Source organism: Rhodococcus aetherivorans, from assembly GCF_025722975.1.
Classification (GTDB): domain Bacteria; phylum Actinomycetota; class Actinomycetes; order Mycobacteriales; family Mycobacteriaceae; genus Rhodococcus; species Rhodococcus aetherivorans.
The window spans coordinates 2808564-2830750 of sequence record NZ_CP106982.1; the positions used below are offsets into that span (position 1 = coordinate 2808564).

The 22187-nt window shown below is 67.5% G+C and carries 16 protein-coding genes and 1 pseudogene; 8 read left to right on the forward strand and 9 right to left on the reverse strand.

The annotated features are described in order from the left end of the window. Nucleotides 1-21: 21 nt before the first annotated feature. Nucleotides 22-1348: pseudogene (locus tag OCS65_RS12835) on the reverse strand (ISL3 family transposase). A gap of 58 nt (nt 1349-1406) precedes the next feature. On the opposite strand from OCS65_RS12835, the gene OCS65_RS12840 reads away from it, so the two are divergent. Further along, complete coding sequence (locus OCS65_RS12840) at nt 1407-3038, forward strand: IS1634 family transposase (protein WP_263509365.1); 1632 nt, start codon at nt 1407-1409, stop codon at nt 3036-3038. A gap of 357 nt (nt 3039-3395) precedes the next feature. On the opposite strand, the gene OCS65_RS12845 is transcribed toward OCS65_RS12840, so the two are convergent. The 5 genes from OCS65_RS12845 to OCS65_RS12865 form a co-directional block, all read right to left on the reverse strand. Beyond that, entirely contained in the window at nt 3396-5108 is a 1713-nt protein-coding gene (locus OCS65_RS12845; protein WP_263510293.1) for a DUF262 domain-containing protein, read from the reverse strand. A gap of 782 nt (nt 5109-5890) precedes the next feature. Then, complete coding sequence (locus tag OCS65_RS12850) at nt 5891-7681, reverse strand: glycoside hydrolase family 15 protein (RefSeq protein WP_263510294.1); 1791 nt, start codon at nt 7679-7681, stop codon at nt 5891-5893. Between the two features lie 329 nt (nt 7682-8010). Next, nucleotides 8011-9510, reverse strand: a complete 1500-nt coding sequence (locus OCS65_RS12855) for a 2Fe-2S iron-sulfur cluster-binding protein (RefSeq protein WP_006947632.1) — start codon at nt 9508-9510, stop codon at nt 8011-8013. After that, a complete protein-coding gene (locus tag OCS65_RS12860; protein ID WP_263510296.1) occupies nt 9507-10469 on the reverse strand; it encodes an FAD:protein FMN transferase in 963 nt (320 codons plus the stop codon). The genes OCS65_RS12855 and OCS65_RS12860 overlap by 4 nt, the downstream gene beginning before the upstream one ends. 1 nt (nt 10470) lies before the next feature. Beyond that, complete coding sequence (locus OCS65_RS12865; RefSeq protein ID WP_006947635.1) at nt 10471-10770, reverse strand: hypothetical protein; 300 nt, start codon at nt 10768-10770, stop codon at nt 10471-10473. A gap of 411 nt (nt 10771-11181) precedes the next feature. On the opposite strand from OCS65_RS12865, the gene OCS65_RS12870 reads away from it, so the two are divergent. Both OCS65_RS12870 and OCS65_RS12875 read left to right on the forward strand, forming a co-directional pair. Further along, nucleotides 11182-11862, forward strand: coding sequence for a response regulator transcription factor (locus OCS65_RS12870; RefSeq protein WP_006947639.1), 681 nt, complete (start codon nt 11182-11184; stop codon nt 11860-11862). Then, nucleotides 11859-13259 carry a sensor histidine kinase gene (locus tag OCS65_RS12875; RefSeq protein WP_006947640.1) on the forward strand — a complete coding sequence of 467 codons (1401 nt, stop codon included), beginning with the start codon at nt 11859-11861 and terminating at the stop codon, nt 13257-13259. Before OCS65_RS12870 ends, OCS65_RS12875 begins: the two co-directional genes overlap by 4 nt. Nucleotides 13260-13677: 418 nt before the next feature. On the opposite strand, the gene OCS65_RS12880 is transcribed toward OCS65_RS12875, so the two are convergent. Continuing rightward, complete coding sequence (locus OCS65_RS12880; protein WP_006947641.1) at nt 13678-14418, reverse strand: PIG-L deacetylase family protein; 741 nt, start codon at nt 14416-14418, stop codon at nt 13678-13680. 191 nt (nt 14419-14609) lie between these two features. Here OCS65_RS12880 and OCS65_RS12885 point away from each other — a divergent pair, with 191 nt between their 5' ends. Continuing rightward, the gene (locus OCS65_RS12885) at nt 14610-15074 is read left to right on the forward strand and encodes an ArsI/CadI family heavy metal resistance metalloenzyme (RefSeq protein WP_263510297.1); all 465 of its coding nucleotides are present in this window, start codon (nt 14610-14612) and stop codon (nt 15072-15074) included. Nucleotides 15075-15126: 52 nt separating this feature from the next. On the opposite strand, the gene OCS65_RS12890 is transcribed toward OCS65_RS12885, so the two are convergent. Further along, the gene (locus tag OCS65_RS12890) at nt 15127-15777 is read right to left on the reverse strand and encodes a sigma-70 family RNA polymerase sigma factor (RefSeq protein WP_006947643.1); all 651 of its coding nucleotides are present in this window, start codon (nt 15775-15777) and stop codon (nt 15127-15129) included. Between the two features lie 204 nt (nt 15778-15981). Here OCS65_RS12890 and OCS65_RS12895 point away from each other — a divergent pair, with 204 nt between their 5' ends. Further along, complete coding sequence (locus OCS65_RS12895) at nt 15982-16821, forward strand: class I SAM-dependent methyltransferase (RefSeq protein WP_006947644.1); 840 nt, start codon at nt 15982-15984, stop codon at nt 16819-16821. A gap of 324 nt (nt 16822-17145) precedes the next feature. On the opposite strand, the gene OCS65_RS12900 is transcribed toward OCS65_RS12895, so the two are convergent. Then, nucleotides 17146-18750: an MBL fold metallo-hydrolase RNA specificity domain-containing protein gene (locus OCS65_RS12900; protein ID WP_263510299.1), complete on the reverse strand. Its 1605-nt coding sequence runs from the start codon at nt 18748-18750 to the stop codon at nt 17146-17148. An 818-nt stretch (nt 18751-19568) separates the two neighbouring features. Between OCS65_RS12900 and OCS65_RS12905 the strand changes: the two genes are divergently transcribed. From OCS65_RS12905 to OCS65_RS12915, 3 genes are all read left to right on the forward strand, one after another. Next, nucleotides 19569-20696: an NDMA-dependent alcohol dehydrogenase gene (locus tag OCS65_RS12905; RefSeq protein ID WP_029544303.1), complete on the forward strand. Its 1128-nt coding sequence runs from the start codon at nt 19569-19571 to the stop codon at nt 20694-20696. A 37-nt stretch (nt 20697-20733) separates the two neighbouring features. Beyond that, nucleotides 20734-21564 (forward strand): serine hydrolase domain-containing protein, encoded by an 831-nt coding sequence (locus OCS65_RS12910; RefSeq protein WP_161997017.1) that lies wholly within the window; start codon nt 20734-20736, stop codon nt 21562-21564. A 103-nt stretch (nt 21565-21667) separates the two neighbouring features. Continuing rightward, nucleotides 21668-22174, forward strand: a complete 507-nt coding sequence (locus OCS65_RS12915; protein ID WP_006947655.1) for a DUF3145 domain-containing protein — start codon at nt 21668-21670, stop codon at nt 22172-22174. The last annotated feature ends 13 nt before the right edge of the window (nt 22175-22187 follow it).

A 22187-nucleotide genomic window follows, 5' to 3' on the forward strand; every position in this document is an offset into this window, starting at 1 on the left:
GACCAAAGGGGCTCTTCGCAGTTAGCAGTGGCATTGATGCCGGCTGGGTGTGCTCCGCCGGGAGCGGCGGGTGCAGGCCCATCGTACCCGGCGCCGTTGATTCTCGGGATTGCGGAACCCGAACGCGATCCGCCCGACGTGCTTGACGATCCGGCCCAAAGCCCTCGCTGCGCGCGTTCGACAGGCCCGTCTCGATCGCTCGGACGATCGGGTCCTGCCAGGTCTCGACGGTGCGGGCCAGCGCGGTGACCTCGGGCACCGAGCAGGCGGCGCAGAACTTGTAGAACCGATACAGCGCGGCCCGGATCTCGTGCCGCAGCCCACCACGGGCGGTGCAGGCCAGCAGATCGCGCAGCAGCTCCTTCGCGATCCAGGCGGCGGCGATCTCCTCGCTCGGGTCGGCGGCGAGCAGCTTGGTGAACAGCTCGGTCCGCTGCTCGCCGGTGAGGGTCTCGGCGCCGCGCAGCAGCCGGCGGCGGTTGATCCACTCCACATCGCTCTTGCGGCCGCGCCGGCCCCGCTGGGTATGGGTGACCCGTCGGCGCACCGCATCGACGACCTCGTTGGCCTTCTTGACCAGGTGGAACCGGTCGACCACCAGCTGGGCGTGCGGCAAGGCCTCGCGCACCGCCTTGGCGTACACGCTCGACAGGTCGATCGTGACGTGGGTGATCTGCGTGCGCCACTGCTCGTCGCGTGCATCGAGCCAGTCGATCACCGCCGCCGAGCTGCGGCCGTTGACCTGCGCGAGCAGGCCCCGATCGCCGGCGATGTCGACCAGGCCGGTGTCCCACCGGTCCACCCACCGCCGGGCGCCGGTGACCGGGTCGGTCTCCCACCTCGCCTTGCCGCGGCGAGTCTCGTCGATGCCGAGGACGGTCACCGGCCCGGGCTCGTCGTCGAGTGTGGTGTCGGCGACGGTGACGACCCGATCGTGGACGGTGTGCCACCCACACCGGTACTCGGCGGCGACGGCGGCCACCGAACGGTCGTCGTCGAGGACGGCCGCGGCCATCATCGTCTTCGCCCGCGGGGTGACCCGGGCACGGGCCGGGATGCCCGGCACCGACTCGGTGAACACCTTCCGCTCGCATGAGGTGTTGGTGCACAACCACTTCCGCTTAGACCATTCGAGTCGGGGACGGTCGGGGCCGACCCGCACATCGCGGGGACGGGTGGTGACCCAGCCCTTCGACCGTGTCGACTTCTGCCCGCACTGCGGGCACACGCCGACCCACCGAGGGTCGGTGCCGAGCCGGACGATCCGACTGCCGTCGGCGACGCGCCGCACCGATTCGACCTGAGTTGGGACATTACTGGCGGGTAGAAGGCTCGGCAGGCTCGTCACCTGCGCCTTCGTGATCCCGCGAAAGCCGATCGGGACACTAAGCGGGTAGGTTCGGGCGGTGGCATTCGTGCGGAAAGTGCGCACCGCATCCGGCGCGGTCGCGGTGCAGCTCGTGCGCAAACATCGGGGCCGCCACGAGATCATCGCGCACGTCGGATCCGCGCACACCGACGTCGAGCTGGGCATCCTTCTCGAAAGAGCCCGCAACCTCCTGCACGGCGACCAAGGCATGCTCGAGCTCGACGTACCGTCACCGGTCGAGCAGATCGCCGACGTCGCCGACTGGCGCACCGGACAGCTATCCGTGTCGCCGCCCACGGCGGGTCGGGAGGTTGCCGGTCCGGGCCGGACCGTGCGCACCACCGCCCGGCTGCTCTACGACGTACTCGCCTCGGTCTACGACCGGCTCGGCTTCGACGTCCTCGACGATGCGGTGTTCAAGGATCTGGTGATCGCACGCATCGTCGAACCGACCTCGAAGATCGATGCCCTGCGTGTCCTCGACGATCTCGGTGCGGACACCGTGTCGTACAAAACGATTCAACGCCACCTCGCGCAGATCCTCACCGGTGACTACCGGGATCGGATCGCCCGCCGCTGCTTCGAATACGCCGCCGCCACCGGCGGGTTGGGGTTGTTGCTGTTCGATGTGACGACCTTGTACTTCGAGGCCGAGAAGGAAGACGACCTGCGCAAGGTCGGCTACAGCAAGGAGCGGCGGGTCGATCCACAGATCGTGGTGGGACTGCTCGTCGATCGAACCGGCTTCCCCTTGGAGATCGGTTGTTTCGAGGGCAACAAGGCCGAAACCCACACCCTGATCCCGATCGTGCGCCAGTTCCAGACCCGCCACGGCGTCGACGGTGTGGAGATGGTCATCGCCGCCGACGCCGGCATGCTCTCCGCCTCGAACCTGACCGCGCTCGACGAGGCGGGCCTGAAGTTCATCGTCGGCTCCCGGGTGACGAAGGCGCCCGCTGATCTGACGTCTCATTTCCATTGGCACGGTGATGTGTTCACCGACGGGCAGATCATCGACACCGTCACACCCCGGCACGCCCGCAGTGTCGTCAACACCGTGAAGAGACGAGCCGAACCGGTCTGGGATCCGGTGCGGCACCCCACCTCGTGGCGGGCGATCTGGCAGTACACCCGCAAACGCGCCGTGCGCGACAACCAAACCCTCAATGCGCAGGAAGCGCGGGCGAAGGCGGTCGTCGACGGCACGAAGAAAGCCAAGGCCACTCGGTTCGTCAAGACCACCACGGCCGGTCAGCAACTCGATGATGCCGCCCTGGGCAGGGCCCGGTCCCTCGTCGGCCTGAAGGGATACGTGACCAACATTCCGGTCACGCTGATGGAACCGGGTGAGGTGATCGGCAAGTACCACGATCTCTGGCATGTCGAGCAGTCGTTTCGGATGTCGAAGACCGATCTGCGGGCACGGCCGATGTTCCACCGCACCCGCGACGCGATCGAAGCACACCTGACCATCGTGTTCGCGGCATTGGCAGTCGCGCGCTGTGTTCAGGACCGGACCGGTGTCGCGATCGCACGAGTGGTCAAACAACTGCGGCCGCTGCGGACCTCGACGATCGCGATCAACGCCGCCGTCCAGGACTTCCCGCCGCAGATCCCGGCCGCCGACCAGGAAATTCTGTCTCGCCTCGGGTTCGAAGCGGGGTACTAAGCGAAATGTCCTAACTCAGGTCCGACTGCCGTCGGCGACGCGCCGCACCGATTCGACGACGACGCCGTCGAGATCGAGCAGCAGTGAACCACTACTGTGGAGCATGCCCGCGTTCCTTGCTGGTCTGGTTGCCTGAAGAACACCCAGCTCACAAGGGCGCGGGCCCTTTTTCAATCACCGACACGGCACGGGGTCGGACAACATCACGCCCCTACCAACTGCGAAGAGCCACCAAAGGTTGAGCGTCATTGGCGTCACCACTGAATGGCATTCCTATCGGTTGTGATGAGGGTAGTTGGAGAAGTGGGCTGCCATTTTCTCGGCAGTCCCAGTGAGAGGGACTGCCGAGAATTCTCGCTATTGGAATCTTGCTGCTAACCCTGCAATATCCTTCGGGCCTGTAATCGACCGGAGATTGTCGCCTTCTCTCGCATAGATAGCGTCCCCGAAGAAGGAGAGTTGTTTTTGTTTCGGAACCGCTATGACAATTAGTCCGTATCCATGATAGTTATTCCAGGAAATATTAGACAGTACATCTTTCTTGAGTGGATCACTCAGGGCTGAGCCAGCAATGCCATTCCGCCACTTGGAGAAATAGTCCTCCGGTGAAATTCCTAGGAATTTGGCTTCCCTGTTAAGTCCGACCACGTACTTCTTGCCGACGGGTTTGGCCAGGATTTGGTCGAGTGACTCGACTCTCCTGGCGTCTTCCTCTTTGTCCGCCACACCAAGGATGATGGTACCGTCCTGATCGGGTCCATTATTCGCAATTGCGCAAATATTCTTGCAGACTTTGTCGATTATCGAGGCGTCAATTCCGCGATTATGGGGCGACAACGTCAGTAGGCCTTGTTTGAGTTCATATCCGGAAGACTCGATCTGCGAGCGTTGAATGCGTTCATCGATCTGAATGAACGAGTGATTCGTGTATACGGATGAAAGATCGTCCGAAACCGTACTAGGCTCGATTAATCCGACTATTGCAGATATGTTCTTTTCGCGTTCTGCTACGGTTGTCGAGCCGCGCCCGGTATCTATCCTCCTATTTATATTCTTCAGGGCCTTCTTGACTGCTCCGTAGTCAGAAATTCGACGCCGCCTCTGGATTAGAACTCGGTGGAATGCGATCACGATAGCGGCGAATACCGCAGAGAAGCTGTTGTTACTCGGTGTCTCAAATAGCAGGTTCCGCATTCGAGTGTAACCCTCAGCTTCGCAACACTTCTGGATCTCCTCGACGCAGTAGTGCAACTCCTCGCTGAACTTCTCGGCTCCGTAGAAGGCCAGAGCCTCCCGCATGCGATTGTTTTCCGGGCTTCCCTGATTGTATATCTCGTCGAGCGCATCCTTGGAGCGCCTAATTAGTTGGCCTCCGACGATGCATGCTGCTATATCGGAAAGGCACTGTTCGTCTTCGCTATCCCGGAGATCTGTCGATCGAAGGATTCCCTCTTTAACCCAGAAAGTTTGATCGGACTGGATTCCGTACCCATGATTTGTTTTGGGGAGATCGATGCTAATTGACGGCATAATGTCAAGACCTATCAAGTCCGAGGACGAGTCTCCGCGGAATGCGGATGAAAGAGTTCTCACCATGTTGGCAAAGCTGTCTTGGACACCGGATTGGCGGCGGTCTTGATCGCTTAGTTGTCGACCATAGGTATTTATTCGACGAAACACCTCATCAATTTCATCGTCTGATGCGCCTCGCAGAATGGATATCGGTACGTTGTAGCCGATGATATTGACTACCTCGGCCCGACTTATTTTGGCTCCAGTGCCAATGTCGGAAAAGGGTTTTGTTTCAGACCTCGATTTAGCGGACGGGAACTCCTCAATATCGAAAAATAGCTCGTCTTTTGTGGAGTACGCATTCTCGATGAAGGAAAAAATGCTGAATAGCCGCTGCAGTCCGTCGATAATCTCGTACTGATTCCCTGGTATCTCGGCTACGAGGATGGAGGGTATTGGATAGTTCTTTCGGATGGACTGAATTAGTTCGCGTTTTTCATCCAGGGTCCAGACCAGCTTCCTTTGATATCGCCTATTGACCATGAGTCGACCGTTCACGTACCAGTCGTAGAGAACCTGAATGGACTTCGGCTGCGCGCGTCGATTTCTGCCATGCTGACACCCTAGGGGAAGCTGCGCTTCGTTGAGTGAACCCTGCCAAGCCCGAGCGGTTTGAGGCTGGAGGACCTCGTGGTCCCTTGTCTCTGCTGCTGGATGGCGGCAGGCTCGGCCTCCGATGACGGCTGTTGGTCAGGGGCAATGACGTCGGGTGGTCGGAGCGACCAAAGTGCCGCTGCGGGTCGCTCCTTTGTCCCGCGATCCGGGGTTGGACTTGACCGACACCGAGGATGCTGCCTCCGATGTGCGTCGGGCCGGCTTGTGTGCACTCGGGGTGTAACGCTCATTGGTCGGAGACCAACACCTATTCATCGTTTATGATCCGGACACGCCGAGAAACGGTCGGTAGGCTTGGACTTGTATGGAATCGATTTCCTTGCGGGGCAATGGAAGATGATAACTACAAGGAACCGATTGCAAGTATTGGCGTGTAATCCATTGGTCGCGGGTTCGAGCCCCGCCCGCCCCACAATCGTCCCTGTTCAGGACGGTTTACGTCCGGCCTCGATAGCCGAAACCTATGGGTGTGGACGCCTTCGTCGCCGACGGCAGCTGCAAAGACGGCGCCCGGACTTGCGGAAGCTGTTGGAGTCGCTCAGCATCCCGGTCGACGAGGGAAAGGCCCAGATCGGCGACCGCTCGGCGATCGGGGACACACGGCGCTCGCGCAGAGCGTCGAGGGCAGCAGGTGGTCGACCCGGACCGGACGGCTGCTCGGGTGGTCACCGCGAGGTGGGGCGGTGGGTATGGACGGCATGGCCGGCGAGGTGGCGTGCGGTGTTGACCAACGCCACGTGGCTGAAGGCCTGGGGCACGTTGCCGAGCTGCCGACGGGCGTGGGGGTCGTACTCCTCGGCGAGCAGCCCGACGTCGTTGCGCACCGACAGCAACCGCTCGAACAGGGCGTGGGCGTCGCGAGTGCGGCCGGCGCCGTGCAGGGCGTCCGCGAGCCAGAAGCTGCAGGCCAGGAACGCTCCTTCCGGCTCGGCGATGCCGTCGACGTGTTCGAGCTCCGGCCGGTAACGCAGCAGGAAGCCGTCCCGGCTGAGCTCACGTTCGACAGTGGCCACGGTGCCCAGCACGCGGGGATCATCCCACGGCAGGAACCCGGTGCGGGGAATGAGCAGCGACGCCGCATCCACGCCGCGGCTGCCGTAGAACTGGGTGAAGGTGCCGCGGTGGGGATCGAATCCCTTCGTCAGGATCTCGGTTCGGATCTGTTCGCGCAGAACGCGCCAACGGTCGACCGGGCCGGGCAGACCGAACCGTTCGACCGCCCGGATACCGCGGTCGACCCCGGCCCACGCCATCACCTTGGAATGGACGAACGGGCGAGCCGGCCCGCGTACCTCCCACAGCCCGTTGTCGGGTTCCTGCCAGTGCCCTTCGAGAAAGTCCAGCAATGCCACCTCGATGTCCCAGGCCGGGTCACCGCGAAGGCCGCTCTGCCGGGCCAGGTGCAGACCGTCGAGCACCTCACCCCACACGTCGAGCTGGAACTGCCCGGCGGCGGCGTTGCCGATGCGCACGGGCACGGAGGCCTCGTAGCCGGACAGCCACGGCACCTCGTATTCCGGCACCCGCCGGGCCCCGTCGAGCTGGTACATCATCTGCAGGTCCGCCGGATTCCCGGCCACCGCCCGCACCAGCCAGTTCCGCCAGGCCCGGGCTTCGGCGACGAATCCGCAGCCGAGAAGGGCCTGCAGGGTGAAGGTGGCGTCCCGCAGCCAGCAGTACCGGTAGTCCCAGTTGCGGCTGCCGCCGATCTGCTCGGGCAGCGAGGTGGTGGCCGCGGCCAGAATCCCCCCGGTCGGCCGGTAGGTCAAGGCCTCGAGCGTGATCAGGGAACGGTGCACGGCCTCGGGGTACTCACCGGTGTAGTCGCACCGCTCGATCCACTCCGTCCAGTACGCCTGGGTGTCGGCGATCGCTCGCAGGGCGTCGAGCGGGCGGGGGGTGTGCCCGTAGGACAAGGCATAGGTCAGCACGAACGGGACGCTCTCGCCGGCGCGGACCTCGAACTGCGCGGTTGTTCTCATGTCGTGACCGTGCAACGGCACCGGGGTGCGCAGCCAGGCCGCATCCGGCCCGGCGACCGCGGTCAGGGATCCGGGCACGCGGCGCACCCACGGGACGACGTGACCGTAGTCGAACCGCAGCCGCAGCTCGGTGTTCATCCGCACCGACCCGGCCAGGCCTTCGACGACTCGGACGACGTCGGCGGCCTCGGCCCGCACCGGCATGCAGTCGGTGACCCGCACCGTCCCGGTGGCGGTGACCCACTCGGTGTCCAGGACGAGAGTGTCGCGGCGGTACGCCCGCCGGGTGCACAGACCGCCGTCGGTGGGGGCGAGCAGCCATCGTCCGGCCTCGTCGTCACCGAGCAGCGCCGCGAAACACGCCGGGGAATCGAACCGGGGCAGGCACAACCAGTCGATCGAGCCGTCCCGGCCCACCAGCGCGGCGGTGTGCAGATCACCGATCAACGCGTAGTCCTCGATGCGCTGCTGCATCACCCGTCGACCTTCCCGATGTTCCGGCCCACGGCCCCTGCCGGTGCGCACGATGCCCGACCGTGGCCGCGGCGCCGCCGACCGGGGCGCGCTGTGCCCGTCCAGTATGCCGAGCCCGACAGAACCGGCGGGCGGGATCGGTCGACCTGGTGGCGGTACACGCCGGCGAGCCGATCATCGAAAGATGCTGCCGGCGATGATCGCCGGGGTGGGTGGCGCTCGGTACTCTCCGTGCAACCCCCCGCGCCGGTGAGGCCGATCGTTGCCACCGGATCCGGGATGGAATGGCGACGGCTGACCTTGGCAACCGTGACGCCCGGCCGGGCGCGTCACAAATCCAGGACCAGAGTGGGGCTGTGGGCGCGGGAGATGCACGGATACATGACCCCGAGCCGATCCTTGCCCGGGGTGTGCGGCACCGCGTCGAGATGCTCGACCTCGCCGGCCAATACCCGAGTCTCGCACGCCCCGCACACGCCCTCCCGGCACGAGGCCATTACCGGTACACGAGCGTGCTCGAGCGCTTCGAGCACGGACTGGCTCTCCGACACGTGCACGTGACGATTGCTGCGGCTGCAGGTGACATCGATCGGCCGACGCGGACCAGGGGACTGTCCCGGTGCCGCGGTGAACCGTTCGATGTGCAGGCGTGCGGGCGATACCCGGGCGACGACCTCGTCGGTCATCGCCGCGGGGCCGCAGCAGTACACCGCGCCGGCGGTGGCAGCGGCGAGGATGGGGGCAAGGTCGAGGCGGCTGCCGGTTTCGTCGTGGGCATGGATACTCACGTTCTGCGGCCATCGCTGCTCGAGTTCCTCGCAGAACGCCATGGTGGCTCGGCTGCGACCGAGGTAGATCAGCCGCCATCGGCGGTGCGCCGGCAGCGATTCGATCATTGCCTTGATCGGGGTGATCCCGATGCCCCCGGCCAGGAAGAGATAGTCGTGTGCGGGTTCGAGCGGAAAGTGGTTCTCCGGCGGGCCGACGTACAGGACCGTGCCGGGGCGGGCGCTGGCGTGCAACCAGGAACTGCCACCCCGGGAGTGCGGCGCCCGGTGCACCGCGATCCGGTATCGGGTGCGGTCGGCGGGGTCGCCGCACAGCGAGTAACGGCGCTGGAGGCCGTGGGGCAGGTGCACGGTCACATGCGATCCGGGTGTCCACACGGGCAGCTCGCCCCCGTCGCGGGCGGTCAGGTCGATGCCGACGATGCCGGAGGCCAGCAGATGCGTAGCGCCTACGGTCATCGGCTGTGGTGCCGACCGCGGCCGCCGCGGTGTCCGACGGGACGCGGGGGGCCGACCGCCACCGGTCAGAACACGCGTCAGCACGGCCACCATCGTCGAGACCACCAGGATCAACGCGACAAGTCGATATCCCCAGGCGCCGGCGTCGGTGCCGGACCATCCGGCGTGGAACGTCACGAGCACCACTGCGGCATAGCTGCCGTAGTGCAGGCGCTTCCACCACCGCGGCGACATGCGTGCCCGGAGCAGCGAGGACCCGTAGACGGCGAGCAGGAGATAGAACGCCACGACGCCCAGGGCTACCGGCCAGGGCCGGTAGCCGGCGGAGAGCGGGACGAGCACGTCGGTGAGGGAGAACCGGGACCACGAGTCGAGCACGAGTGAGAACATGTGCAGGCCGGTCATGATCAGGGCGGTGCCACCGAGCCAGCGATGCAGATCCTGCAACCACGCCGGGTTGGCGACCGTCTGCGGGATTCGCGTCGACAGCAGCACTCCCCACAGCACCGCGACGGTCAGGGTGACCCAGGCGACGAGGGCGCTGGCGCGGGTGACGTACCACCACAGGTGCAGATCGCTCATTCGAAATCGCTCCAGTTTACGGAACGCCGTTGTCGCCGGTCGGCGGACAGCACCAGGGCGGCACCGCCGAGACGCGGGACCTGCCCCAGCAGGGCCTCGGGTTCTCGGACGAAGGCGAGCTTGGTCAAGGCCTCGGCCCGTGCGCCGCTGCCGGCGACGACGGTGGCGGTCACCGTCGAGGTGACAGCGCTGACGCCGGTGGCCGGGTCGATCAGGTGGTGGGCAGGACCGGTGGCGCCGGTCCACATGCGCACCAGGCGGCTCGAGGTGGCCACGGCCCCACGCGTCAACCGCACGACGGTCAGCAGCTCACCGGTGAAAGGGTCCTCGATGCCGATGGTCCAGGCGCCGCCGTCGGGCGCGGCTCCGGCGACGACGAGGTCTCCGCCGACTTCGACGAGGACGCCGTCGGCGCCGCGGTCGAGGACGAACTCGGTGAGCATGTCGGAGGCCAGTCCTTTGCCGAGCCCCCCGGGGTCGAGGGTGGTGCCGACAGAAAGCCGCACGAGAGGACCGTCGATGTCGATGTCGGTCATGGATCCCGGCCAAGTGGCGGTGTCGGGCAGCATGGTAGTCCGGGTCGGGTCGGTGCTGCTGGTGGCGTAGCCGGCGGCGACCAGCTGCGGCAGCGTGGTCGGGTCGAAGGCGCCGTCGGTCAGCGCCCAAGCGTGGATCAGTTCGCGCACCAGGCGGACGGTGCAGGAGCGGACCTGCACCGGTCGCCCCTGCGCCCAGTTCAGCCGCCAGACGTCGCTGGTGTCGAGGAACCGGCTCCACGCCTGTTCGACTTCGTCCAGCAATGCGAAGCAGTCGTCGACGAGACCCGGTGGCCCGCCGACCACCGTGATCGCCGCGGTGCCGCCCATAGCGGGGCGACGGTCCTGCCGGACGGCCCGCATCGTCGTCGCCTCGCTGCCGGCTCGGGCGCCGGCCGCGCCGGCATGCGGAGGAGAAGCCATCTCAGCCGCCTGATCCGCGGGAGACGCCGTGTGGAGCAGTCGCGGCGCTGCGGCCGGGAGCCGGCGCGGGCACTGCGCCCGTGTCCGCTCGATCGGACACGCCGCCGGTGGCAGCGGTCGAGGAAGCGGCCCCGCCGACCTGGCCGGGGTCGGCGCCGGAGTCGGCGAAGCGATCGGGGGCATTGGCGGCCATGGCGGACACGATGGCGAGCACGGCACCGCCGGACAGGATCGAGGCGGTGATCTTGGACCGATGCGCCGGCGACCGCCCCGACAGGCGCGGGTCAGTCGTCGGGTTCATGCTCGGTCCTGTCCGGCTCCTCGTGATCCTCGCTCGACGGCGGTTCGTGTTCGCGCGTCGGTACCGCCGTGCGGGTCGACGTGGGGGTCGTTGCCGGAGTCGGGGCGGAGATGCTCGGTGCCCCGGAAGTGGGACTGCTGGGGACGAGTACCTCGTTCGCGCGTCCGATGTCACTGTTCGAGGAGGTGCTCAGGATCCGGGTGTTGACGGCCAGGGCGGCTGCTCCGATCGCCAGGACAAATAGCACGGCAACAGCCACCGCCACTTTCGATCTCATGTCTTCACCGTAGGGACGGATCGGCGAAGGATGGTCCCGCAAAGATCCAAGATTCGTCCAAGATCACTCGAGGGTTCGTCCCCCGGCGGTGGTCGGATCGACGCCCGGCTCGGTGCGCGCCGATAATTCGGGGCATGCAGGTGCTCGTGGTCGAAGACGACGAATCCGTCGCCGCCGGGGTGTGCGACGGGTTGACCCGTGCGGGGTTCGACGCCCGGTGGGTGGCTACCGGCGCCGATGCCGTCGCGGCGGTGTCCGAGTCGGGCCCGGAGTTCGTCCTGCTCGATCTGGGGCTACCGGACATGGACGGCACCGACGTCTGTCGCACCATTCGCGCCCGGTCGCCGATTCCGATCATCGTGCTCAGCGCCCGCGGGGAGGAAATCGACCGGGTCCTGGCATTGGAATTGGGCGCCGACGACTACGTGGTCAAACCGTTCGGAATGCGCGAACTCATCGCCCGTATCCGCGCCGTCGGACGGCGGGTCGGCGCACCCGGGGAGACAGCCCACGAGCACACCGGCATCCGCACGATCGGGGGCCTGACCCTCGACCGCCGTACTCGACGGGTGCACCTGAAGGAACGAGAGATCCACCTGACGCCGAAGGAATTCGATCTGCTCAGCTACCTGTCCGAGGATCCCGGTGCGGTGTACCGGCGCTCGGACATCCTGCACCAGGTGTGGGGTGCCAACTGGTACGGCACCACCAAGACCGTCGATGCCCATGTGGCCGCCCTCCGTAAGAAGCTCGGCGACCCCTGCTGGATCGAAGCAGTCCGCGGGGTCGGCTTCCGGCTCGGGGATCGTCCGTGAGATGGCGGTTGATGGCCGCGTTCATGGCCGTCACCTTCGTCGTGGTGGTAGTACAGGACGTCCCGCTCGGCAACTACCTGATGCAGGTCGAACGCGAACGCATCACCACCTCCCTCGAGCGGGACGCGTTCTTGCTCGCCGGCCGCAGCGAGGACACTCTCGAAGCCAGGACCGGAATCGATCCGGCACTGGCCGCCGACACCCGGCGCTATCACCGTGCCAGCGGCGCCCGGGTGGTGATCGTCGACGCCGACGGCACCGCCGTGCTGACCTCCGACGACGACCAATCCAGCGCCGGCGCCTCCTATCTGTCCCGCCCAGAGATCAGTGCGGCACTGTCGGGACAGATCACCTCGGGCCAACGCCGTTCGGACAGTCTCGGCACGGACCTGCTGTACGTGACGGTCCCGGTTCTCAGCGGCGAGAGCGTCGTCGGCGCTGTGCGGCTGACCTACCCAGCCCAGGTGGTGACCGACCAGGTCCACCGGCAACTACGCATGCTCTGGCTCGTCGCCGGCATCACCGTGCTCCTGGCCGGAATCGTGGCCGTCCTCATCGCCGGCCCCGTCACCCGCCGTTTGCAGCAGCTGCGCCGCACCACCGAACAACTCGCCGAAGGCGACCTGGCGGCACGCACCCCCGAGCACGCCGGGGCGCCGGAGATCCGCAGCCTGGCTCGCTCGTTCAACCGGATGGCCGACCGGCTCGAGTACCTGCTGCGCCAGCAACGCGCGTTCGCCGGCGATGCCTCCCACCAGTTGCGCACCCCGTTGACCGCCCTGCGCCTGCGCCTCGACAGCGCAGCCGACCTCGTCGAGTCCGATCCCGATGCTGTCCGCAGCACCCTCGCCTCGGCCCAGGACGAGGCCCTGCGGCTACAGCACATCATCGATGCACTCCTGGTGCTCAGCCGCGCCGACGACGCCGGCACCGCACCCCAGCAGATCGACCTGGCCGAGATCGCGCGCACGCGCGTCGAACAATGGGCACCGCTCGCCGACGAATCCGACGTCCGGCTCACCGTGACAGCACCCACGGCCGCGCTCACGTTCGCCGTGCCCGGCGCCGCCGAGCAGATCATCGACAACCTCCTCGACAACGCCCTGGCAGTGTCCGACCCCGGATCCACCATCGAGGTCACCGTCGCCCCGGTCGCCGCCGCCGATGTCGTCGACTTGCACGTCCTGGACCAGGGCCCCGGCCTGTCCCCGCAGGACTGCCTCCGGGCCTTCGATCGGTTCTGGCGTGCCCGCACCGACACCGAAGGCAGCGGACTGGGCCTGGCCATCGTCGCGCAACTTGCCCGTGCCAGCGGAGCCACCGCCGAGCTGCTACCTCGCACCCCGAACGGGGGCCTCGATGCCCATATCCGGTTTCGTGCGCCCGCGTGCCGTTAGCAGAACTGCACCACCGACCCCGCAGGGACCAGGTGCATCGACGAAGAACGCGTGCGCACACCCTCGCACCACCGTGCCGGTAGCGTCGGTGACAGCGGAGCAGTGCGCCGTGGCGGCGATGGGCGAGTGCGTTCGAAATCCCACCGGTTTCCCACCATCCACATCGAAACCGGACATCGGAATCGGTGCCGCCCGTTTCTCGCCACTGCCGTCCACCCAGTCCTACCGGCCTGCTGGATGGTTCGGTGCCCGCCGGGAAAAGTCTGAATTCGCTTGCCCCATAATCGATTCGGTCGCGAATTTGGGCCCGCCCGGCCCGCCGTTTTCCCGGCCCGGAAGTCGGCACCGGGCGCTCGGGCCGGACGAAACGTGGACGGTGGCGGCGCAGGTGCCGGCGGACCCTCCGGGATTTCGACCGTCACACTCCCTGGAGCCGGATCTGCTGGAAGGCGACGGCGTGCTGCACGCCGATGCGCGCTCCGGCCGCCGCGGTGAACTCGTGCAGGAATGCCGCGGGATCGAAGTCCCGGCCCAGTCCGTCCAGATAGGACCGGTGGGCGCGCAGTGACTCGATACCGGCGTCGAGGCTCTCGGTGACGTCGACGGCGTGCGAAGGCTGGTTCGCGCCCATGAGGTACACGAGGCCGACCTCGTCCCACGGTGGCAGGTTCTCGTCGAGCAGCTCGGGGAAGATCCAGCGGTTGCCGGCGTCGCGCGCGGCGTCGAGCACCGCGACGCCCACGGCGCGGTGGTCGGCCTGGTTGATGATCCGACCACCGTTCAGGCCGTAGGTCGGCTCGTACGTGGCGGTGATCAACACCTCCGGACGGAACCGCCGGATCTCGCGGGCTATGGCGCGGCGCAGGTCGAGTCCGTATTCGACGACACCGTCGCGGTATCCGAGGAACGTCACGTCCTCGACGCCGACCACGGCGGCGGCGTCGAGTTGTTCGCGGCGTCGCAGCGGTGCCGCCTCGGCGGGAGTGCGGCCGTCGATGCCGGCCTCGCCGTCGGTGGCGATGACGTAGGCCACCGACTTGCCCGACCGGGTCCAGCGGGCGATGGCGCCGGCGGCGCCGTACTCGAGGTCGTCGGGATGGGCGACGACGGCCATTGCGCGGTTCCAGTTCTCGGGCAGCGGGGCCAAAGTGGTGTTCATGACGGCACCTTTCGTGACAGTGGCTGGGTCTTCTTTCCGACGTTGCAGCGGCGCGAGGGACGCATCCTCGGGGCGCGGGTGCCGGTGGGTGCGTCCGTCGGGGGCGGCAGTCGTCAGTAGGGAGGACACACGGTGACGAGAATCCGCGGTGGATTCCCGGGCCGGTGTCCCGATTTCGAGGAGTGACCACCATGTCTGCTACCCGAGTCCAGCTCGCTCTCAACGTCGAGGACATCACCGCGGCGACCGAGTTCTACACCGCGCTGTTCGGGGTGTCCCCGCACAAACAGCGCCCCGGGTACGCCAACTTCGCGATCGAGGATCCCCCGCTGAAGCTGGTGCTGATCGAGAATCCCGGTGCGCGCGAACGCCTGAACCACCTGGGGATCGAGGCGGCCGGCTCCGAGGAGGTGTCCGGAGCGCTGGCCCGGTTCCGCGCCGCCGGTCTGACCGCCACGGTGGCCGAGCAGGATCTGTGCTGCCATGCCGTGCAGGACAAGGTGTTCGTCGACGCGCCGGACGTGCCCAACGGGTGGTGGGAGTACTACGCCGTCACCGACGACAACCCCTCCAACCCGGACGGGCTGACGGGCTCGGCGTGTGCGGTTGCGTGCGCGAGTGAGGACAGCCCGGTCGCGGGTGCCTGCTGCGGCTGACAGCACTCGCCCCGGTGGGCCGTCCTGCGACGGCACACCGGGGCGCGCCGGATCAGCGGGGGCTGCCGGCGCAGCGGCAGTCGGTCGGGGCGGTGTAGTCCATCGGCATCCCGTGGGCATCGAGGGTCAGCGCGCAGCACCGTCCGAGCAGCTCGGCCAGCTTCCGCCGGCCGCGTTGGACGCGGGACTTCATTCCGGACAGGGATACGCCTTCGAGGGCGGCGGCGTCGGCCTGGGTCAGTCCTTCGAGGTCGGTCAGCTCGACGGCTCGGCGCTGCTCGGGGGAGAGCCCCTCGAGCAGCGGGCGCAGGCAGGTGGCCAGCTCCCGCAGCGTGGTCGCCGCGTCGTCGTCCCATTCCTGCCCGGCCTGGTCGGGTGCATCGCCGGTGAGCGGCGCGAGCCGGTCCCGATCCCGGGCGGCCCGGCGGTAGTCGTCGATGATCGCGCTGCGGGCGATCCGATACACCCACCGGATCAGGTGCTCGCGGTCCTCGACACGGCCGAGGTTCTTGTGGACGCGCAGCAGGATCTCGCCGAGCACGTCGTCGGCGCGGTCCGGATCCGCGATCCGCCGGTGCACGAAGGCGCGGAGCTGCGCACCGAACTCGCGCCAGACGGCTTCGGTGGTCATGGCTTCGGTGGTCATGGCTTCGGTGGTCACGGCGTCCGCGCCGGCCGCGGAACTGGTCGATGCCCTGGTCATGGTCTGGTCCTCCGGGGAAGGGGCGCTGTACGGGCGGTGTCCCTCACAGACGACGGTACCGGCGAAAGGACGCAGGTCCCCTGCCGAAGTCGCCGGTGCCGGCACGCCCCGTCCGGGTCGGGTGTGCGTCCCCGCGGTGGCGGTGACGTCTGTGTGGATGCCAGTGCGGGGCACGGTCCCGCAACACCGGACGAAGGAGTAACCATGACCGGCACCGTGGAACGTGACGCCGACCGGGCGCTGAAGGCCAAGCACCGGGCGCTGTGGGCGGCCGGGAACTATCCGGCGGTCGCGGCCGACCTGATCCCGACGTTCGGCCCGACGCTCGTCGCCGCGGCCGGGGTGACGGCGGGCCGGCGGGTGCTCGATGTGGGCGCCGGATCCGGCAACGCTGCCATCCCGGCCGCCGAACGGGGCGCGATCGTCACCGCCGCCGACCTGACGCCGGAGTTGTTCGTCGCGGGCCGCACAGCCGCGGCCGAGCGGGGCGTGGACCTCGAGTGGGTGGAAGCGGACGCCGAGGCCCTGCCGTTCCCCGACGGCAGCTTCGACGTCGTGCTCTCGAGCGTGGGGGCGATGTTCGCACCCCACCACCAGGCCGTCGCCGACGAGCTGCTCCGCGTGTGCCGGCCGGGCGGGACGATCGCGATGATCAACTGGACGCCGGAGGGCTTCATCGGTCAGTTGTTCCGGCTCATGGCCCCGTATGCGCCGCCACCGCCGCCCGGCGCTTCGCCGCCCCCGCTGTGGGGCGACGAGCAGCACGTCCGGGAGTTGTTCGGCGATCGGATCACCGACCTGAGCATGGATCGCCGAATCGTGGTGATGGACCACAGCGCGGATCCGACCGAGTTCCGCGAGTACTGGAAGCACAACTACGGTCCGACGATCGCGGTGTACCGGTTCAACGCCGTGGACCCCGACCGGACCGCAGATCTCGACCGGAAGTTCCTGCAGTTCCTCACCGACTGGAACCGGGCCGGGCAGCCCGGCCGGACCGCGTACGACGCCGAGTACCTGCTGCTCACCGCCCGCAAGAGGTAGCCGGCCCGGTCGGTGCGGGCGTTCACCGCAGCGCCACGCCGACCTCGTGCGGCCGCGGCAGTAGTGCCGAAGGGGAGAAGCAGCAGGGATGCCGAAGAGGAGAAAACAGCAGGGGTGCCGAAGGGAGAAAGCGAAGCCCCGCCGGCTTCGCGCGTCGTCGCCGGCGGGGCAGGGCCACTGTGCAGGGGGGATAGCGGCCGGATCCGAGCGTATTCGGCCTGCGGGGCGATGTGAAGTAGAACGGCCCATTCGGGTAGGGCATAAGGTCCCGATCGGTGCAATTCGGGCGACCGTCGGCGATGTGGCTCTCGCTTCGGGCTCGGTTCAACCCCGTTTCGTCCGCCGCCCCGCGTCGCGGACGTCCGTGTAGCTGTCCAGGATCTCGTGGATCTCGGCGATGGCCTTCCGGCGCGAGCCGGCATCCGCGATGCGCGCGAGCTGCTGTTTGAGGCTCACCGCAAGTTCGGCGTAGTCGTTCTGCCAATCGCGGCCGGTCAGGCGTGGCATATCCGCGCGGGCGGGGTGTATTCGCGTGGCCGGGGTGCCGGGCGCCAACACGTAGCCTTCCCCCATCGCCGGGGTGATGATCGACAGCGAAGGGTCGACCTCCCGCACCAGTTCGGCCAGCGCAGCGACTGCCTCCGGTTCGCCGTGCGCGAGGAACAGGCTGCCCGACACGGGGCTGCGCGCCTTGATCCAGTCCAGCAGTTCGGTCTGATCGGCATGGGCGGAGTAGCTGTCGATCCGGCGGATCTGCGCTCGCACGTCGATATCCTGACCCGAGATGCGGACGCGCTTCGCGCCGTCGAGGATCACGCGGCCCAGCGAGCCCTGCGCCTGGAAACCGACGAACAGGATCGTCGAATCCCGGCGGTGGAGATTGTGCTTCAGGTGATGACGGATGCGTCCCGCCTCGCACATGCCCGAGGCGGCGATGATGATCGCGCCCGACATGTCGTTGATCCGCTTGGAGACGGCAGCGTCGTCGACGTAATGGATCGCGGGATGGCGGAAGATGTCCTTCCCCTCGAGGTCCTCGAGCTCGCCCGCATGCTCGGCGAACACCGAGGTGGCGCGGTTGGCGAGCGGTGAGTCGACGAACACCGGTACCGCGGGGATGCGGTCCTCGTCGGCGAGGTGTGCGATGTCGAGCAGCAGCTCCTGGGTCCGTTCCAGCGCAAAGGCGGGGATGACGAGATTGCCGCCGTGCCCGACGGCCCGGTGGATCTCCTCTTCGAGCAGGTCGCGTCGCTGGTCGATCGTCATCCGCACCCGAGTCCGATTGCCGTAGGTGGATTCGCAGACGACATGGTCCGATCCGGATGGGCCCTCGGGATCGGGGTGGAACGCCTTCTGCGCGGGGCCGAGGTCGCCGGAAAAGAGCAGGCGCACGCCCCCCGCCTCGATCTCCGCCGATGCGGCACCCAGGATGTGCCCCGCGTTCCACAGTCGCGCACGAAAGCCCGCGGCGGGCTCGAACCACTCCTCGAGTGCGACCGCACGGGTCTGCCCCCACGCGGCGAGCGCATCCTCCTCGGTGTAGAGCGGGACGAACCGCTTCTCGCGCGTGCGATCGCGCCGCCGGTTTCGCCGCTCGGCCTCGAATTCCTGGATGCGCCCGGCATCGGCGAGCATGAATTCCAGCAGGTCGGCGCTCTGGCCGGTGCAGAAGATCGGTCCGTCGAAACCCTGCGCCACCAGCTTGGGCAACAGGCCGCAATGATCGATGTGGGCATGGGTGAGGACCACGGCGTCGATCTCGTGCGGCGCGAACGCGAAGTCGCCGTGGTTCAGCTCCTCGAGGCTGCGTGAGCCCTGGAACAGGCCACAGTCCACCAGGATCCGTGTGTCGCCGAGGGCGACCTCCATGCACGAGCCGGTCACCGTCTTCGCGGCACCGTGGAAGACGAGAGTCGGATGTTGCCTCACGCGCAGCTCCTACGGAATCGCCCGCCGAAATTGCAGGTACGACAGCCAAGCTATCCGAACATCCGGGTCGGGCAGCCCTGCTTGGAAATCTCGCGGACTCGGCGGCGCCGGTCGGGCCCGGAGGTCTTCACCCACGGCGTCACCCCGGGCCGTGAATATCACCCCGGCTATCACCCTCGTCGGCCGTTACGTCCGCCGGCGGCCGGTCGATGGACATCGTGGTGGCGCCGGGCACCCCGACGCTCGGCGTCACCGCATACCGGACGCCCCCGCCTCGAGCAGACGGGGCGGGGGCGTTCGTCGCGTCAGTCCCGCGAGTTCGCGCACACGCCGGTGCGGAGTCGCTCGCTGCGTGCCGCACGGTGCGGTGACCGCCGTGGCCCGTTCGTCCGCCGCGGGGCGGACCGCGGCGACCGGTGCTCGGCTCTGAGGGCGATCGCTGCCCCGACAATCGTGGCAACCACCGCAGCAACGGCCACCCACGCGACGAGCAGCGACGCGATCACGTTCATGCCGTCTACACCGCTGCCGGACGGCCGAGGGTTACGCGGTTCCCGAGCTTCACCCTGCGATTCACCCTGGTCCGAGTCCTGTTCGCGCGGTCGGTCCGGTTTGCCCCGGCCGGCGGGGAGGGTTCGGTGACGGTGGGCGGAGCCCTGGGGGGCGGTCCGGCTTTCGGCTGCCGTGTCCATGCGGAGTCCCCACCCGGGACCGGGCGGGGACCCGGCAGCGCGCCACACATAGAACCTGTTCCAATTTCGCCGTCTTGTGGCTATGGTCACATGCGTACACACGCACTGTGACGGAGGGCGATGCAGATGAAGACCAAGGGCGCGATCCTGTGGGGTCTCAACGAGCCGTGGTCGGTGGAGGAAATCGAGATCGGCGACCCGGTCGCGGGTGAGGTGCAGATCCGCATGGAGGCGGCGGGCATGTGCCACTCGGACCACCACATCGTCACGGGAGCGACGCCCATGCCGTCCTTCCCGGCGATGGGTGGCCACGAGGGGTCCGGTGTCATCACCAAGGTCGGCGAGGGAGTCGTGGGCCTCGAAGTCGGCGATCACGTCGTCCTGTCCTTCATTCCGGCCTGTGGCCGCTGCCCGTCGTGCGCCACCGGCCACTCGAACCTGTGCGACCTCGGCGCCGGCCTGCTCAGCGGCATGGCCATCTCCGACGGCACCTACCGGATCCAGGCGCGCGGCCAGAACGTGATCCCGATGTGCCTGCTCGGTACCTTCGCGCCCTACATGACGGTCAACCAGACCCAGGTCGTCAAGATCGACAAGGACATCCCGTTCGAGCTGGCCGCCCTCGTCGGCTGTGGCGTGCCCACCGGCTGGGGGTCGGCCACCCACGTCGCAGACGTCAAGCCCGGTGAGGCTGTCGCCGTCATCGGCATCGGGGGTGTGGGGATGAGCGCGCTGCAGGGCGCCGTCGCATCCGGGGCGCGGCAGATCTTCGCGATCGACCCCGTGCCGTGGAAGCGGGAGCAGGCCCTGAAGTTCGGCGCGACGCACGCCTACGCGTCGATGGCCGAGGCGCTCATGCCGATCATGGAGACCACCTGGGGCCGCATGGCGGACAAGACGATCATCACCGTGGGCGAGATGCGCGGCGAATACGTCGAGGAGGCCCTGCAGCTGACGGCGAAGAACGGCCGCTGCGTGGTCACCGCGATGGGGCACATGACGGACATGGACGTGAAGCTGAACGCGTTCCTGTTCGCGATGCTGCAGAAGGATCTGCAGGGCAACATCTTCGGCGGCTGCAACGCGCGGGTCGACATCCCCAACCTGCTGGCGATGTACAAGTCCGGACAGCTCAACCTCGCGGACATGGTCACCCGCACCTACACCCTCGAACAGATCAACGACGGCTACCAGGACATGCTCGACGGGAAGAACATCCGCGGCGTCATCAAGTACACCGACGCCGATCGGTGATCGCGCGGTAGCCTGCGCCGTCTTCTAGGCTGGGTACGTGAACAGCCTCGACGCGATCTCCGACTGGCCCGTCGACCACGCCGCCGCCGCGGTTCTCACCCGCGGCGGCGGTGTCGTCGCCGGGCACGGCGACCAGTTGCGGCTCTACCGTCTCGCGTCGGTCACCAAGCCGCTCGTCGCCTACGCGGTTCTCGTCGCCGTGGAGGAGGGTGCGGTCGAGCTCGATCAGCCCGCCGGTCCGGCGGGATCCACCGTCCGCCATCTGCTGGCACACGCGTCGGGACTCGCCTTCGACGAACGCCGGGCGCAGGCCGAGCCCGGGCGCAGACGGATCTACTCGAGCGCGGGCTTCGAGATCCTCGCGGAGCTCGTCGCGGGTGAGACCGGCATCCCGTTCCCCGAATACCTCACCCAGGCCGTCTTCGAGCCGCTCGGCATGCGGGAATCGTCGCTGCCGGGACCCGCCGGGCACGGGGGACAGTCGTCGCTCGCCGACCTGACGCACTTCGCCGCGGAGCTGCTCGCGCCCCGCCTGGTGTCCGCGCAGACTCTCGCGGAGGCCACCCGGGTGCAGTTCCCGGGGCTCGACGGGATCGTGCCCGGATACGGCATGCACAAGCCCAACGACTGGGGGCTCGGGTTCGAGATCCGCGGCCGGAAGAACCCGCACTGGACCGGTTCGGCCAATTCGCCCGAAACGTACGGGCACTTCGGCCAATCCGGTACATTCCTGTGGGTCGATCCCCGCGCGGAGATCGCGTGTGTCGCGCTGACCGACAGGGCTTTCGGCGACTGGGCCAAGCCGCGGTGGCCGGCCCTCGCGGACGACGTACTCACCGAATTCTCAAATTCCTCATCCGTTCCCTAGCGAAACAGGAGTAACACAGGCAGACTGTCCCCTGTCGCCATGCGCGACCGCTTCGATGTCAGGCCGTTGGGGAAGACGTCCCTCGTCGAAGTGGAGGTGTGTAGTGCGCGCGTCGAACCAGTTCGCGGATGCGACGACCGGGGTGGTCTACATCCACTCGTCGCCTGCTGCGGTCTGCCCGCATATCGAATGGGCACTGGCCGCCACCCTCGATTGCCGTCCGGATCTCACCTGGATCGGTCAACCGGTCGACGTCGGACAACTGCGCACGACTGTGAACTGGGCGGGTCCCGTGGGGACCGCCGCACGCCTCGTCGACGCCCTCCGGGTGTGGCCGATGATCCGCTTCGAGATCACCGAGGACCCCAGCGACGGCGTCGACGGCGAGCGCTACAGCCACGTGCCGGGACTGGGGCTGTGGCGCGGCAACACGAGCGCGAACGGGGACGTCGTGGTCGGAGAGATGCGGCTGCGGGCGCTGCTCGCCGGCGGCAACATCGAGGAGGAACTGACCCGGGTGCTGGGAACGGCCTGGGACGAGGCGCTCGAGCCCTACCGCAGCGGCGGCGAGGGCGCCGAGGTGACCTGGTTGCGCCGGAACGTGGGGTAGGCCGCTGCGCGGC

Coding starts and splice junctions, on each gene's coding strand:
- OCS65_RS12850 (WP_263510294.1), bottom strand. CDS start 7,681: ATGCAGCAGCGCATCGAGGACTACGCGTTGATCGGTGATCTGCACACC.
- OCS65_RS12855 (WP_006947632.1), bottom strand. CDS start 9,510: ATGAGCGATCTGCACCTGTGGTGGTACGTCACCCGCGCCAGCGCCCTC.
- OCS65_RS12860 (WP_263510296.1), bottom strand. CDS start 10,469: ATGGCTTCTCCTCCGCATGCCGGCGCGGCCGGCGCCCGAGCCGGCAGC.
- OCS65_RS12865 (WP_006947635.1), bottom strand. CDS start 10,770: ATGAACCCGACGACTGACCCGCGCCTGTCGGGGCGGTCGCCGGCGCAT.
- OCS65_RS12870 (WP_006947639.1), top strand. CDS start 11,182: ATGCAGGTGCTCGTGGTCGAAGACGACGAATCCGTCGCCGCCGGGGTG.
- OCS65_RS12880 (WP_006947641.1), bottom strand. CDS start 14,418: ATGAACACCACTTTGGCCCCGCTGCCCGAGAACTGGAACCGCGCAATG.
- OCS65_RS12885 (WP_263510297.1), top strand. CDS start 14,610: ATGTCTGCTACCCGAGTCCAGCTCGCTCTCAACGTCGAGGACATCACC.
- OCS65_RS12890 (WP_006947643.1), bottom strand. CDS start 15,777: ATGACCAGGGCATCGACCAGTTCCGCGGCCGGCGCGGACGCCGTGACC.
- OCS65_RS12895 (WP_006947644.1), top strand. CDS start 15,982: ATGACCGGCACCGTGGAACGTGACGCCGACCGGGCGCTGAAGGCCAAG.
- OCS65_RS12905 (WP_029544303.1), top strand. CDS start 19,569: ATGAAGACCAAGGGCGCGATCCTGTGGGGTCTCAACGAGCCGTGGTCG.